The sequence below is a fragment of the Pseudomonas farris genome, from assembly GCF_019145235.1.
GTDB classification, from domain to species: Bacteria; Pseudomonadota; Gammaproteobacteria; order Pseudomonadales; family Pseudomonadaceae; genus Aquipseudomonas; species Aquipseudomonas farris.
The window spans coordinates 582,364-596,129 of the sequence record NZ_JAHSTV010000003.1 but is presented as its reverse complement, the minus strand read 5'-3'; the positions used below and the strand labels follow the sequence as shown (position 1 = coordinate 596,129).

Sequence of the window (13,766 nt, the reverse complement as noted above, 5' to 3'; positions counted from 1 at the left end):
GCCGCAACATGATTCCCCTATGCCAGCATCAGCATTGTCGGCAAACCCGAGACCAACAACTGTAAGAACCTATTAATACTTAAGTATTAACCGTCAATAAACAGCGCTTTTGGCTTCAACCCGTTACTTTTGTCAGATATTTACCGCCCTGTAATGGCTTTTTGCTCTACCTGCGCTACCGTCAAATAGCGAAATAGTTCCATGTTCATAGCTGCCTGATTGCGAAGTCATCTCGTTAGAACTCTTGGGGGGCGTTACGCAGCAGGAAAGGGAGAGCCGTCATGAACAGCCGCGTCACCATGGGCCTGGCCGGGCTGTTTCTGGTAGGCGCCATCATTGCCGGTTATTGGGGGCTGGCGCTGAGTCGCCAACCGGCACCCGAATCCATCGCGCAACCCGGCACATCATCGGCCCCGATACTGGCGTCGGTGGACGATCCGACCCGCCAGCCGGTGGTTGTGCTGCTGCGTGACATAGCACCGTTCCAACAAATCACCGCCGCCGACGTGACCGTGGAAAAACTCCGTACCGCCCCGGCCGGCAGCCTGTCTCGTCTCGATCAAGCCATTGGCCGTACGCCTTGGCGCACGCTGACTGCCGGCAGTTGGCTCAATGATGAAAGTTTCGAAACCGGCGGGGCGCTGGCGCGAATGATCCGCCCCGATGAGCGCGCCCTTGCTGTGGCGGCGGATGACGTGATCAATGTCGGCGGTCAACTGAGCCCAGGCGACTATGTCGATGTTCTGCTGTTTCTGCGCATGGACACCAACAACCTCCAGCAATCGGCCCAGGTCGTGGTCCCGGCGTTGCGGGTGCTCGGTGTCGGCGACCAGTTGGGGTTGATGAACGATGGGCAGCCTGCCAACCCGGCGCGCAGCACCGAAGAAAGACTCAAGCAGGAACAGCAGCGCGCCAGCGCCCGCACCGTTTTGCTCGCCGTCCCCGAACCCCTATTGAGTCGCCTGATGCTCGCGGCTCAGGTCGGGGTTTTGCGCCTGGCCGTGCGCAGCGCCGAGGAAAAACGCCTGAACCAATACTGGGCCGGCAACCGCGATTCAAAGGCGAGCCTGGCCAGTGCCAATCGCGAACTGGTGCAGTTCAGTCAACTGGCCCTGGACGGCACACCCAAACCCGCCACCGGCGGCGCAGCACCGCGCAAGACGAGTGTGGAAGTCATCCGCGGCAATGAAGTCACCCAACAAACGCCCTGAATCGAGCGAGGACGCTTCTCCATGCGCAGACGCTTCACGCGGTACTTCTTCGAAAACGGCCACGTCGATAAACGCGGCGGATTATCGCTATGAGCCAACCCCAGAACCTGAGTCAGACGTTCCTCGCGATCACGCGCAACAGCACCGACTTCGAGTGGCTGCAAGGTGCGCTCGCCCCTTTGGGCCGAGTGATCAGCGCCGGTGGCGGCAACCTCGATGAGCTTTTGACGCTGGTGGACGTGACCTTCGCCAGCCTGGTGTTCGTGGGTCTGGACCGTGAGCATGTGGTGGCCCAGAGCGCGTTGATCGAGGGTGCCCTGGAAGCCAAACCGATGCTGGCGATCGTTGCCTTGGGCGACGGCATGGACAACCAACTCGTGCTCAATGCCATGCGTGCCGGTGCGCGGGATTTCGTCTCTTACGGCTCGCGTTCCAGTGAAGTTGCCGGCCTGGTGCGCCGCCTGAGTAAACGCCTGCCGACCGTGGCGCCGAACATGCAACAGAGTCAACAGGGTGGCCTGACCGTGCTTTACGGTGCGCAGAGCAATGCCGACGGAGCGTTGCTCGCTAACCACTTGGCGCACGTGGTGCAAAAGAGCGGTCAACAGACACTGTTGCTGGATCTGGGCCTGCCGCGTGGCGACAGCCTTGCGTTGCTGGGGCTGGAGAGCTCGTTTCATTTTGGCGACGCGTTGCGACATCTGAGGCGCCTCGACGCGACGCTGATCGACAGCGCCTTTACCACCTGTGACGCCGGGCTGCGGATTCTCGCCTACGCCAGCAACGACGAACCGCTGGAGCAGACCAGTGCCGCCGAGCTGTACATGCTGCTCAGCGCCTTGCGTCAACATTTCCAGCACATCGTGGTGAACCTCACCGGCCAGTCGGACAGCGAGGCGTTGCGCACCTTCGTCAGCCATTGCGACAAGTTGCTGTGGTACACCGATCAGAATGTGCTCGACTGCCGACGCAACCTTGAGGTGCTCGGCCGCTGGCGCGAAAAAGGCCTCAAGCTCGACCATGCCAGGTTGCTGGTGGACCGCTATCTGCGCAACGTCGCGCCAGACTCCGACACCTTGAGCAAAAGCTTCGGCATGGAAGTTATGGCGGTCCTTGTCTACAGCCCGGAAGTACGGCTCAACGCCAAGAATCAGGGGGTGAGCCTGTTCGAACTGGCCCCGCGCGAAAACCTGACCCAAAGCCTGCGTGCCCTCGGCGAACGACTGGCCAAACGCTCCGAAGACCAGGACAAACCCAAGGCTGGCTGGTTCGACCGATTGAGGGGCGCGCAATGAGCGGGGAAAAACTCTTCGGCGCGCCCTCCCACGGGCCGGCCGGCAATACCGACCACGATGGCCTGAAACTGGTGCTGCACCGCTACATCATCGACGCCATCGAAGAGTCCGGAAAAAACCTGCTGGAAGGTTCGCGGCCAATGCTGTCGCAGTTCGTCATCGACAAAGTCGCCGAGTACATCGCCCGTCTGCACCTGGCGATTTCCCGTTATGAGATGGAGCGGCTGGCTGAGGAAATCGTCGACGAGCTCACCGGTTTCGGCCCGCTGGAGGTGTTGCTGCGCGACTCCTCGGTGACCGAGATCCTGGTCAACGGCCCGCACCGGGTGTTCGTCGAGCGCGAGGGTGTGTTGCACCTGAGTGACCTGCGATTCATCGACGACCACCACGTCGAACGGGTGATGCAACGGATTCTCGCGCCCCTGGGCCGACGGCTCGACGAGTCTTCGCCGATGGTCGATGCGCGCCTGCCCGATGGCAGCAGGGTCAACGCGATCATCCCGCCCATTGCCCTCGATGGCCCGTGCCTGTCGATTCGAAAATTCCGCAAAGACATGCTCAAAAGCTCCGACCTGATGGCGATGCAAACCATCGATCAGGCGATCTTTGAATTTATTCAGGAGGCCGTGGGCAAGCGCTGCAACATCCTTGTCAGCGGCGGTACCGGCACCGGCAAGACCACGCTGCTGAACATTCTCAGCCAGTTGATCGCCCCTCACGAACGCCTGGTCACCATCGAAGACGTCGCCGAATTGCAACTGGGCCATCCTCACGTGGTGCGCCTGGAAACCCGACCACCGAATGCCGAAGGCCACGGCGAAGTGAAGGCCAGCGATCTGATTCGCAACGCGCTGCGGATGCGCCCGGACCGGATCATCCTCGGCGAGATTCGCGGCGTCGAAGTGGTCGACGTGCTCACCGCGATGAACACCGGCCACGACGGCTCCATGAGCACCGTGCACGCCAACAATGCCCAGGATGCGCTGTTGCGCCTGGAGACGTTGGTAGGTCTGACCGGGCGCTCCATCGCTGAACGGACCCTGCGGCAAATGATCTGCGCGGCGCTGGACGTGGTGATCCAACTGACGCGCCTGCCCGATGGCCGCCGCTGCGTCAGCGAAGTGGTGGAGGTCGTGGGTATTCGTGATGACATCTACGTGACCAATACGCTGTTCCGCTTCGACCGACGCACCGGTTTCGGTTTTCTGCGCGAGGCGGTCAACCCCGCCGGCGATAAATTGCGTCGTGAATCGGCGCTCTCTCCCTTATCGCACTGAAGGGTCATGGCATGCTCAAACCGACGCTGCTCATCCTGATTTGCCTGACGTTGCTGGGCCTGTCGATCCGTTTGTTCTACAACGGTCTGCGCCAGACCGGCATCGATCGAACCCTAGGTCGCTTGATGCAGGGGCAACCGCAACTGGCGGTGGCGAAATCGTCCTGGGCTGGCCTGGAACGGGCCTTTCTACGCGCCGGCCTTGGCCGTCCCACCGAGCGCCTGGGGTTGTGGCTGTTGCTCTGGGCCTTGGGCATCTTGCTGGGGTTTGCCCTCGCGAGCTGGATCGGTTTGCTGGCGTTGTTGCTGATGCCACCTCTGGCTCTGCGGCTGTACATCAGTTGGTGCTACCAGCGCCGGCTCAAGCGCATGATCGAACAGCTGCCGCCAATGCTCGATCACACGGTGCGCAGTCTGAAGTCCGGACGCACCCTGGCCGATGCGGTGCTGGTCGCCATCGACGCCGCCGAAGACCCACTGAAAAACGCCATGGGCCGGGTTCAGCGCAACGTGCATTTGGGCGTCAGCCTGCCTGACGCTGTCACGGACTTCGCCGAACTGTACGAGAAGGACGAGTTTCGCTTGTTTGCGCTGGGTCTGAAGGTCAATCACCGCTACGGCGGCAATGCCAGTGAGCTGTTTGAGAACCTGATCAAAATGATCCGTGAACGCGACCAGGCTGCGCGCCAACTGCGCGCCATGACGGGCGAAACCCGCATCACGGCGGTGGTGTTGGCCCTGATGCCTGTGGGGCTCGCCGCTTACTTCTTGCTGTCCAATCCGAAATACCTGCTCGCCATGTGGAACAGCAACTCGGGGCAAATGATGCTCGCGACCGCGTTCGGCCTGCAGGTCGTGGGTTGCCTGGCGCTGTGGCGCATGTTGCGTAGCGTATGAAAATAGCCCTGCTGATCAGCGCACTGTTATTTCTCGGGGCCACGTTGTTGCTGCTCAGTGGGCTGCTGGACCAACATCGGCGTGCTCGCCAAGTGGCTCAACGACTGGACGGCAAACCACTGAGCGACCATCGCGTCCGTCACTGGTTGCAAGTGCTGGGCGACAGCCGCATCGGCCAGCGCTCGGTCAAACTGGACAACGAAACCCAAATGCTGCTCAACCGCCTCGGCTGGCGCAGCGCCCGGCAACGCTCGCTGTTCGCTGCCTGCCAGATCGGCATACCGGTGCTTGCGTTGGTCCTGAGTCTGTTGATCCAGAGCGTGTTCTTCCCGCAGGTGAACAACCACTGGATCACTCCGGCCTTCGCCACCGCCCTCGGTTATTTGCTGCCCAAACGCTTGCTGGCCGCCGCCGCGTACCGTCGGCAAAGACAACTGGCGATCGAGATTTCGACCTTCATTCCACTGCTGCGCATCCTGTTCGAATCCGGCATGGCGGTCGAGCAGTCGCTGCGAGTGCTGAGCATCGAAGGCAAACAATTACTGCCGGCCCTGACCCACGAACTGCGCCTGATACTGACCCGGGTCGACTCGGGTCTGGAACTGGGCGAAGAACTGAACAAGGCCACCCAGTTGCTGGCGGTGGACGAGTTCACCGACACCTGCGTGATTCTTCAGCAATTGATCCACCAGGGCGGCGGCGCCATGAAATCACTACTGGGGCTCAAGCTACTGCTCGATGACCGACGCCTGACACGCTTGCAGGAATACATCTCCAAGATGTCCGCGAAAATGTCCGTCGTGATGATGTTGTTTCTCTTCCCGGCATTGCTGATCGTACTGGCCGGGCCCAGCTTCACCGCTTTGGCCCGGGCTTTTGGTCGTTGAAAAATCATCGTTATCACAAGGATAACGGCGATCCTGTGGGAGCGGGCTTGCTCGCGAAAGCGGTGTGTCAGTCGACATCAATGTCGAATGTGAAATCGTCTTCGCGAGCAAGCCCGCTCCCACAAGGGGATCAGCTGTGTGGCGCGGGTTTTGGTACGTCGACGTTATCCAGCATCCGATTCACCGCCAGCTCGGCCAGCATGATGACCTGCTGAATCGCCAGGATCGTATGCCGCTGCGGGGCTTCGACATACGCGGCAATGTCGCTGGTCATGACGCTCGCAGAAGCCAGCGACTCGCAGACATGGGCTAACAGGCTTTCGTTATCCATATCCGGCGCAACCATAAACATCTTGCTTGGCTTGCGGCCTTCGGTTTTGTTTGGGGTGGGATTGAGGTAGTGATCGAGCGCGCGGTTAGCGGCGTCGTGGAATTTTTTTGAATCAGAAGATTCGTAAGGGGAAACGTTGTCGGTTTCTGGGGGATTCGGGGTTGCTTTGAACATGATTACACCTCTGGGATGAAATGGAGCCACTTCCAAATTGCCGCGATGCAATTTGGGGTGGCAGCTGTACGCGGGTTCGCGGACCGATCCCCGAGGCAGCTCGGCATACCCGAAGGTATCCCGCGCACAGTCGCCATGACACGAAACGACAGACACCCAAAAGTGCTGTTGTTTGGTGGAGCGATTATGCCTCAAGAATCGAGCCGCGACGCCCGGACGCTGAATGGTCAGCGACGGACAAAGGCTAGAGACACAGCTTCCGACGGGCAACCTGAAAAACATGTGGGAAGGTTCTGATGTTTTTACTGATCGATAAACATCGTTGCCTGTAAGGCCGCCATCGCGGGCAAGCCCGCTCCCACAGTGGAGCGGCGTACGCCCGCCCCTCACCACTCAACAGGCCGAGCGTTAGCTCGCCTGCCGCTTTTGATCTGGCTTTTGATTTTGATCCACCCGCCCCTTCGGGAGGCTGAGTGGAGGTGTTCATCTGGGGATTGGCGCGCAGCGCCGTTCGACGCAGTCGAACCCATCGCATGTAGGTCGTAGCGAAGCAGACCGTAGGGCGATGCCCCCAGATGGATACCGGAACGAAGGAACGCCGAGCCTAGGCGAGGGGCCGGACGCTTGGGGCGAGACCTTTTGGTTCCTTTTGGGGCGTTTGCCAAAAGGGACTCGCCGTAAGGGCGAAACCATAAGCTGCCGTTACCGCAGAAATGGATATGTACTCAGTCAACCAAAATACAGGTCGGCTGTCAGGCCGCCTTCGCGAGCAAGCCCGCTCCCACAGTTGAACGGTGTCTATCAGAGAAAGATTGGTCGGCTATAAGGCCGCCAAGATCAAAAGCCTTCAAAAAACTCAGTGCGCAGTAAGCCGCCGCACACCAGCATTACCAGGCGACAACGCCAACGCCACTTGCGTGCGATTATGCATATGCGTCAACCGCAACACCTGCGACACATAAAGCTTCACCGTGTTCTCGGTAATCCCCAACTCACAGGCAATCTGATAGTTGGTCTGCCCCTTGCCCACCAACCGCGCCACCTCCAACTGCCGCGGCGACAGCTGATTGAAAACCGCCGGCATTTCCAAACGCCCCGCCTCACCGTCAGCCGAATCAGATAAAGGCACCGAAGACGGTCCCCGGCGAACCTTATCCAAATCCTGATACAACTCGTCGATCGACTCACAAAGGTACTGCAGCTTCTGACTCAAATGCCCCAACTGCAGGTTTTTCTGCCGCTCCTGCAAGACCACTTCCTGGCGCTGCAAACCTTCGAGCAACTCATCCAGATCAATCGGTTTCTGATAGTAGTCAGCAAACCCCGCGCGCAAGGCCTTGATCACATCCTGCTTGTCTGCGCGACCGGTGAGCATGATCGCCTCGAACGCCCGGTGCTTGCCGGACAACCGTCGCAGCGCCTGGACTAGCTGAATGCCATCCATGTCAGGCATCTGCAAATCACAGAGCACCAGGCCGATATCCTCATATTCATTGAAACGCTCGATCGCCTGCTTGCCGGACTGACAAGGAACACAGCGATAACCATTGCGCTCGATGAACTCGCAAAGTTCTTCGACAATCAATGGTTCGTCATCGACCACAAGGACTTTTATTGCCGAGATAAGCTTGTTCACGTGTCACTCCAGGCTTGACCGTTCCTGTACCCACTTCCAAAGGCTGTACAACAACTGTTTTGAAAGTAGACGCACTTTCCAACTATGTACATAGAACGAGTGGCGCCCGGCGACTAATGCATCCAGACCAGTGTGAGCAACATACCCACCAGCACAAACGGTGCAAAGGGCTGCTTTTTTGACGTTCCAGGTCCCAGGTAACGAAGACGATCTCTAAGCCCTTGCCCCATATACAGCCAGAGTCTTGGCGCCAGCAGCAGCCAGAATGCACTGGCCAATCCGGCGCCGATAAAACCGCCAAGCAGGTGCATACCGTCCGTCGCAAGGCCCAGCGTGGCCATCAGTTTCACGTCGCCCGCCCCCAGACGTTTCAATGCATAACCGGGCAAGGTGAAGGCCAGTGCCAACAACAAAGCCCAGCCGCCCTGTACCGCCTCGGCCCCCAACCATGTGGTGCCCGTCCACAACAGATACGCCAGCGCCAGTACACCCGCGCCAAGGGTCAGGCCATTGGCGATGTGCCGCTCTCGGACATCCTGTGCTGCGCAAAGCGTCAGCCAGATAAGTAGGACAAAGTTCTGCATCCGGTAAAAAACGTCCGTTTTGGCTGAATGATTCTATGCTGATACTACGTCGTGATGGTCAGGGTAGACGCACTCATGAAAACAGGCCTCCCCCGCAAACAAAAAGGTGCCGTGGCGATTGAGTTCGCTTTGGTGTTCATCATCTTTTTCGCCGTGTTTTATGGGCTGGTGAGTTACAGCCTGCCGCTGTTGCTGATGCAATCGTTCAATCAGTCGACGGCCGAAGCGGTGCGCCGCAGTGTGGCGCTGGACCCGAGCACCGCCAATTACGACACCGCCGTCAAAAACATAGCGACCACCGAACTGACCCGGCAGCTGGCCTGGATTCCTGCCGCGCTGAACTTCAATGTGGCCACCGATGCCAGCGCCACCTATATCGGTGGCGTGCTGACGGTCACCATCAATTACCCCACCAGTAAACTGAATCAGGTCCTGCCGTTTCTGGTGCTGCCGGGGATCGGCTCGGTGCCCAATCTGCCGGCGACCCTTACCGCCCGATCGAGCCTGCAATTTTGAGTTCCGGGGACAGACTCTTCGGGCGCCTGCTCAACCGCCAACCGCCGCAGCCCTCGACCAGTGCGGACACTCAGAGCGTGCAACGTCTCGGTTTGCAGCTGCTTCTGAATGACGAGGGCCGGGTGATTCAGCTGACCGGCCCTCTGCGGCATCTGCTGGCGCAACAAATGCCCGGCGCGCAGGCACCGCATCTGCTCGATTACCTCATGCCCCATAGCGAGCTGTCGGTCGAAGGCGCGCCTGCCGAGTGGCAGGGGCAGAGTCTGGACCTGGATTTTTTCAGCCTCGGTGAACAACCGCTGCATCTGCGGGGATGGGTGCAGCCGTTGGGCGAAAACTGGCTGTTGCAGTTGATCGACATCGGCGATCTGCTGCTCGAACGTCGACAAGCGCGCAGCCGCGAACAATGTCAATTACTTGCGGCGCAGATCAGCGAACAGTTGCGCCTGTGCAGCCTGACGCGCTTGCCTGAGGTGCTGGCGGAGCAACTGCAAGGTCTGGCCCAGCGCTTTCAGATTCCATGCATCGCCATGGCCTTGCTCGACGAACAGGCAGAGGGTTGGCTGATCCACCAGCATTACGTGGCCTTCGATGCACCCGGCTTGTGGGAAATCGACCAACGCCTGGGCACCGGGCTCGACAGTTTGAATGGCTCCGCCCCCCAACAACTGCCCCCCAGCGAACACCCGCGCCTGCAAGGCATCTTCGGCAATGCCGAAGGGTTCGCGGTGCCGTACCACAATGCCCTGGGCGTGGTGGCCTGGTTGCTCTGTGGTTTCTACCCGGTGCAAGAACGTGCCCCCGACCTGAGCGAGCGCGACTGGTTGCAACTCACCGCCGCTTTGGCCGGCCCGTTGCTTGAGCGTTTGCGCGAGCATCAGCACCATCTGCAACTGGAGCGGCTGGAGTCTCTGCAAGCATTGCTCGGCACCGGCTGGTGGGAGGTTTTCAGCGACGATGCCGAGGTGCAATTGGCGCCGTCGCTGGCAAGCATGCTGAACCTTGCGAGCACTCGTTTGCCGCTGCACGACTGGCTCGAACAGATCCACCCCGCCGACCGTGAAGAGCTGACGATTCGCCTGCAAACCTTGCGGGACGAAGGCGCGCCGTTGCTGCTGTGCGTGCGCCTGCATCGCCCCGACGCGGCGCAAACGCCGATCTGGTATCGACTGCAAGGTCAGGCCTTGGGCATCGGCAGAAACCGGCGGCTGGTGGGCTTCATGCTCGACATCAGTGACATCAAAAATCAGGAGCAGAACGCTGCTGCCGCCCATGCCCGGCTGGACAACCTGATCGCCAGTTCACCGGCGGTGATCTACGTGCAGCGCTATGTCGAAGGTGCGCTGCAACCGACATTTTTCAGCGACAGCCTGTTGCCGCTGCTCGGTTGGTCGCTCGCCGATTGTGCCGCCGGCGCGCTGGTGGAACGGGTTCACCCCGAAGACCGCGACGGCTATTTCGAGCGCACCCGGCAACTGCTGCGCGAAGGTTCAGTGCGTGCCCGTTATCGGCTGCGCGACAGTCGCGGCGATTACCACTGGCTGCTCGACGAAGCCAAACTGCTGCGCGACGACCTCGGGCTGCCGGTGGAAGCCGTGGGGCTGTGGCTGGATATCACCGAGGCGACCCTGGCCGCCGAGAAAGTAAAACAGAGTGAAGAGCGCTATCGGATCCTGGTGGAAGATTCCCCGGCGATGATTTGTCGCTACCTTCCAGACCTGACGTTGACCTTCGGCAACCGCCCGCTGGCGACCTATCTGGAATGCCAGCCCGAGAAGCTGCCGGGAGTGAACCTGGGTAGTTGGATGTCGCCGGAACAGCGCGAATCGTTCCTCCAGCGGCTCAGTCACCTGAGCCCGGAGTTCCCGGTCAGCACCGCGGAAATCAACCTGCAACTGCCGGGTCGGGAACACGCCTGGTGGGTCTGGTCGGATCGCGGGGTGTTCGACGAGCAGGGTCGCTTGCTTGAGATTCAGGCTGTGGGCCGCGATAACACCGAAGTCCGGCGCGCCCAGCAACAGCTCACCCAAAGCGCAAAAATGGCCACCCTCGGCGAAATGGCCACCGGGCTGGCCCATGAAATCAATCAACCGCTGAACGTGATGCGCATGGCCATCGTCAATGTGCTCAAGCGCCTGAGCAATGGCGATGCGCAAATCGATTACCTGACAGACAAACTCAACCGCATCGACGCGCAAGTCCAGCGCGCGGCGCGGGTGGTGGATCACATGCGGGTGTTCGGTCGGCGTTCGGAGATCGAGCAGCACCCGTTCAATCCGGCTCAAGCCATCGAGGGCACGCTGTCACTGCTGTCCGAAGGCATGCGCGGCAAAGGCGTCGAACTGCGGGTCAGCGAGACCGGATTCGAAGTGCAGGTGCGCGGCTACGTCGATCAGCTGGAACAGGTGCTGATCAATCTGATGGTCAATGCGCGGGATGCATTGTTGAGCAAACGCGAAGCCGATCGGGAGTTCAAACCGTGGATTTCGGTGTACGCCGAGCGTGATGAATACTCGGTGCGACTGTGGGTCGAGGACAACGGCGGCGGTATCGATCCTCGGCTGCTGGAGCGGATTTTCGAACCCTTCTTCACCACCAAACCGGTCGGCGTCGGCACCGGCCTCGGGTTGTCTGTCAGTTACGGCATCGTCGCAAACATGGGCGGATGCTTAAGTGTAAGAAACTCGACCGAGGGCGCGCGGTTTTGTATCGAGTTGCCGATTGTCGCAGACGATCAGATCACCAGCGTCGCGCGCCCCGAGTGACAGCTGAGATTGGCGCCGACGTCGACCTTGTTCAAATCGATCCCGAGGCTTAACAGCAAGGTGTTGATCAAGCTGTCGAGCAACGGACTGAGCACGCTGTTGATCGCGCTGATCAGCAAGGTGGTGACGCTGCTCAGGATCGTCCCCAGACCACTGACGAGACTGCCTGACGGGCCATACATATCCACGTGAATGTTAAGCGGGGCGTTGAGCAGGTTGCTGACAATACTGCTGGTGGTAAACGAGTAGTAGAACGGTGGCTGGTTGATTTCCGGCAGGCTGCTGGCGGGTGGTGCGGAATAGATATGGGAAATGTTGGTGTTCGCCGCCACGCTGGTGTCGGCAACGATATCGATACCGCCACCGACGCCGGGCACACGCGGATCGCAGGTGATGGGCAGAAAGAGAATCCTGCGACAGGTTTTGATCCCGATATCGATCACCTTCAATGGCTGCACCGTGACCGCCGGCGGCGTGGTGTTGCTGCCGAACATGCTGGCCGCATCGATCCGGCCGATTTTCAGGTTCACCAGCGACGTACTGGTGTTGGTGGTCAGGGTTTTGTTGGTGTTACTCACGCAGCTGTAGGCCGTGACGTAACTGCTGGCACTGGCGACCTCCAGCGCCACGTCGAGCCGTATCGGCCCTGGCAACACCATGATGTCGGGTGTCTGGCAGGGTACGCCCAAGGCACAGGTCAGTGAATTGAGTACCGCCACCAGGTTGAGATTGAGCAAGGCATTGAGGGTGTTGGTCAGCGGTCCTGCCAGATCGGTCACCGCATTGACCAGCGCCACAATGGCGTCGAGTGCCGGCAGGTCAATCGACAGCAATGTGCGCACCTGCGCAGTTCTCACGTAGATCCGATTGGGTCCCAGTGGATCCAGCGCCGCGTTTTTCGGGTTGCCGATTGCCGAGAGTTGCGGCGGCTCCAGTACCTGCACCCGGGCCGTGATTTGCGCCAGCCCTGCCAGATTGATCGGCAGCGTTGCCACCAGACCGTTTTTCTTGTTGGCCAGTTGCACGATGCCTTCAATCAAGTTGAACACACTCACGTTCGTCGCCAACGCCGACATATTGCTGCCGTTCTCGACGTGCAGCATATTGCCCAGCACCACGGTCGTTGAGCCAGCGGCAACCTTGAGTGCTTGCAGACCGACGATAGTCGCCGTCGCGCCGAGTGTGCCGCCGGGGTCCAGCACATTGACGGCAGTCTGGATCAGCTGACTGACGGCCACCGAAGTACCCAACACCTGGCTATACCCGGCGGCGTTGAGGCCGAGGTCGACCTTCAATCGATCGAGGTAACCGAGCAGGCTGATGTTGGTGCTCATCAAACCGTTCCAGCCCGCCACGGAGAGGTTCAGATTGCCGCCCAACAAACCACCGAACAGCGCATTGAGGGTGGCCGACTTGCTGGTATCGACAGTCAGCACCGTAGTGCGGATGGTCAGCGATGCCAGCGGTGGCGGCAACGCTGCGACGGCGGTCGCGGTCAGGTTGAGGGTCGCACCGGCTGGAGGGCCGCCGAACACGGCACCAATACCCCCGGCGAAACTCTGCAGGATCGAATGGCTGACGGTCACCCTAATGGCTTCACTGCTGCTCGGATTAGCCGTAAAAACCCGAAGATTATTGGCGTCCAGAGTCAAGGCGCCACAGGCCACCGTCAGGCTGCGCGTGGGGTCAGGAAGGATGAAATTGTTGCGGTTTGCACTGGCGGTGGCATAGGCAATAGCGGTGGCACCCGTGGCGCAATCACCGTTGCGCGTGGCCGCCTCCAGCGCGGCCATATCCGCGACCCGTTGCAAGCTGCGTTTTTCCAGGTACAGGCGGCCACTGTCGACCACGAGCAGCAGGAACACCAAGGCCATGCCCAGAGCCAGCACCGCCATCAATCCGATCGCTCCCCGTTGCCGGGCCGGGCTACGAAACTGCAAGCAGGGAGACATGGCACACTCCTTTGCCGGCACACTGCCGAGGGCTACCTCCAACGATGTGAAGCAGTGTAGACAAGGGTTCGCCAGATTGCTGGCAACGCGCCATCCAAGACAACAAAAACTCAATGGGGGAATGGGTTTATGTGGGAGCGGGCTTGCTCGCGAAGGCGGCCTTTCAGTCGCCATTGATGTCGTCTGACACTCCGCCTTCGCGAGCAAGCCCGCTCCCACAATAGATCTGTGGTGTTAGATAG

At 60.1% G+C, this 13,766-nt stretch carries 11 protein-coding genes; 7 read left to right on the top strand and 4 right to left on the bottom strand.

What is annotated here, in order from left to right; translation table 11 throughout:
- Positions 1-281 precede the first annotated feature (281 nt).
- The 5 genes from cpaB (at position 282) to KVG95_RS08855 (ending at position 5,566) form a co-directional block, all read left to right on the top strand.
- Complete coding sequence (gene cpaB / locus KVG95_RS08875) at positions 282-1,211, top strand: Flp pilus assembly protein CpaB (protein WP_217855744.1); 930 nt, start codon at positions 282-284, stop codon at positions 1,209-1,211.
- 89 nt (positions 1,212-1,300) lie between these two features.
- Positions 1,301-2,506: a CpaE/TadZ family protein gene (locus tag KVG95_RS08870; RefSeq protein ID WP_217855742.1), complete on the top strand. Its 1,206-nt coding sequence runs from the start codon at positions 1,301-1,303 to the stop codon at positions 2,504-2,506.
- Positions 2,503-3,783 (top strand): TadA family conjugal transfer-associated ATPase, encoded by a 1,281-nt coding sequence (locus KVG95_RS08865; RefSeq protein WP_217855740.1) that lies wholly within the window; start codon positions 2,503-2,505, stop codon positions 3,781-3,783. Before KVG95_RS08870 ends, KVG95_RS08865 begins: the two co-directional genes overlap by 4 nt.
- An 11-nt stretch (positions 3,784-3,794) precedes the next feature.
- Positions 3,795-4,679 (top strand): type II secretion system F family protein, encoded by an 885-nt coding sequence (locus KVG95_RS08860; protein WP_217855738.1) that lies wholly within the window; start codon positions 3,795-3,797, stop codon positions 4,677-4,679.
- Entirely contained in the window at positions 4,676-5,566 is an 891-nt protein-coding gene (locus KVG95_RS08855; protein ID WP_217855736.1) for a type II secretion system F family protein, read from the top strand. Before KVG95_RS08860 ends, KVG95_RS08855 begins: the two co-directional genes overlap by 4 nt.
- Before the next feature lie 130 nt (positions 5,567-5,696).
- Here KVG95_RS08855 and KVG95_RS08850 read toward each other — a convergent pair whose 3' ends face one another.
- From KVG95_RS08850 to KVG95_RS08840, 3 genes are all read right to left on the bottom strand, one after another.
- Entirely contained in the window at positions 5,697-6,071 is a 375-nt protein-coding gene (locus KVG95_RS08850; RefSeq protein WP_217855735.1) for a DUF6124 family protein, read from the bottom strand.
- Positions 6,072-6,927: 856 nt separating this feature from the next.
- Positions 6,928-7,707 (bottom strand): response regulator, encoded by a 780-nt coding sequence (locus tag KVG95_RS08845; protein ID WP_217855733.1) that lies wholly within the window; start codon positions 7,705-7,707, stop codon positions 6,928-6,930.
- 113 nt (positions 7,708-7,820) lie between these two features.
- Complete coding sequence (locus KVG95_RS08840) at positions 7,821-8,291, bottom strand: prepilin peptidase (RefSeq protein WP_217855731.1); 471 nt, start codon at positions 8,289-8,291, stop codon at positions 7,821-7,823.
- A gap of 75 nt (positions 8,292-8,366) precedes the next feature.
- Here KVG95_RS08840 and KVG95_RS08835 point away from each other — a divergent pair, with 75 nt between their 5' ends.
- Complete coding sequence (locus tag KVG95_RS08835) at positions 8,367-8,807, top strand: TadE/TadG family type IV pilus assembly protein (RefSeq protein ID WP_201062566.1); 441 nt, start codon at positions 8,367-8,369, stop codon at positions 8,805-8,807.
- The gene (locus KVG95_RS08830) at positions 8,804-11,572 is read left to right on the top strand and encodes an ATP-binding protein (protein ID WP_217855729.1); all 2,769 of its coding nucleotides are present in this window, start codon (positions 8,804-8,806) and stop codon (positions 11,570-11,572) included. The genes KVG95_RS08835 and KVG95_RS08830 overlap by 4 nt, the downstream gene beginning before the upstream one ends.
- Here KVG95_RS08830 and KVG95_RS08825 read toward each other — a convergent pair.
- The gene (locus tag KVG95_RS08825) at positions 11,542-13,524 is read right to left on the bottom strand and encodes a pilus assembly protein TadG-related protein (RefSeq protein ID WP_217855727.1); all 1,983 of its coding nucleotides are present in this window, start codon (positions 13,522-13,524) and stop codon (positions 11,542-11,544) included. The genes KVG95_RS08830 and KVG95_RS08825 overlap by 31 nt on opposite strands.
- Positions 13,525-13,766 lie beyond the last annotated feature (242 nt).

Coding starts and splice junctions, on each gene's coding strand:
- KVG95_RS08865 (WP_217855740.1), top strand. CDS start 2,503: ATGAGCGGGGAAAAACTCTTCGGCGCGCCCTCCCACGGGCCGGCCGGC.
- cpaB (WP_217855744.1), top strand. CDS start 282: ATGAACAGCCGCGTCACCATGGGCCTGGCCGGGCTGTTTCTGGTAGGC.
- KVG95_RS08855 (WP_217855736.1), top strand. CDS start 4,676: ATGAAAATAGCCCTGCTGATCAGCGCACTGTTATTTCTCGGGGCCACG.
- KVG95_RS08835 (WP_201062566.1), top strand. CDS start 8,367: ATGAAAACAGGCCTCCCCCGCAAACAAAAAGGTGCCGTGGCGATTGAG.
- KVG95_RS08840 (WP_217855731.1), bottom strand. CDS start 8,291: ATGCAGAACTTTGTCCTACTTATCTGGCTGACGCTTTGCGCAGCACAG.
- KVG95_RS08850 (WP_217855735.1), bottom strand. CDS start 6,071: ATGTTCAAAGCAACCCCGAATCCCCCAGAAACCGACAACGTTTCCCCT.
- KVG95_RS08860 (WP_217855738.1), top strand. CDS start 3,795: ATGCTCAAACCGACGCTGCTCATCCTGATTTGCCTGACGTTGCTGGGC.
- KVG95_RS08870 (WP_217855742.1), top strand. CDS start 1,301: ATGAGCCAACCCCAGAACCTGAGTCAGACGTTCCTCGCGATCACGCGC.
- KVG95_RS08825 (WP_217855727.1), bottom strand. CDS start 13,524: ATGTCTCCCTGCTTGCAGTTTCGTAGCCCGGCCCGGCAACGGGGAGCG.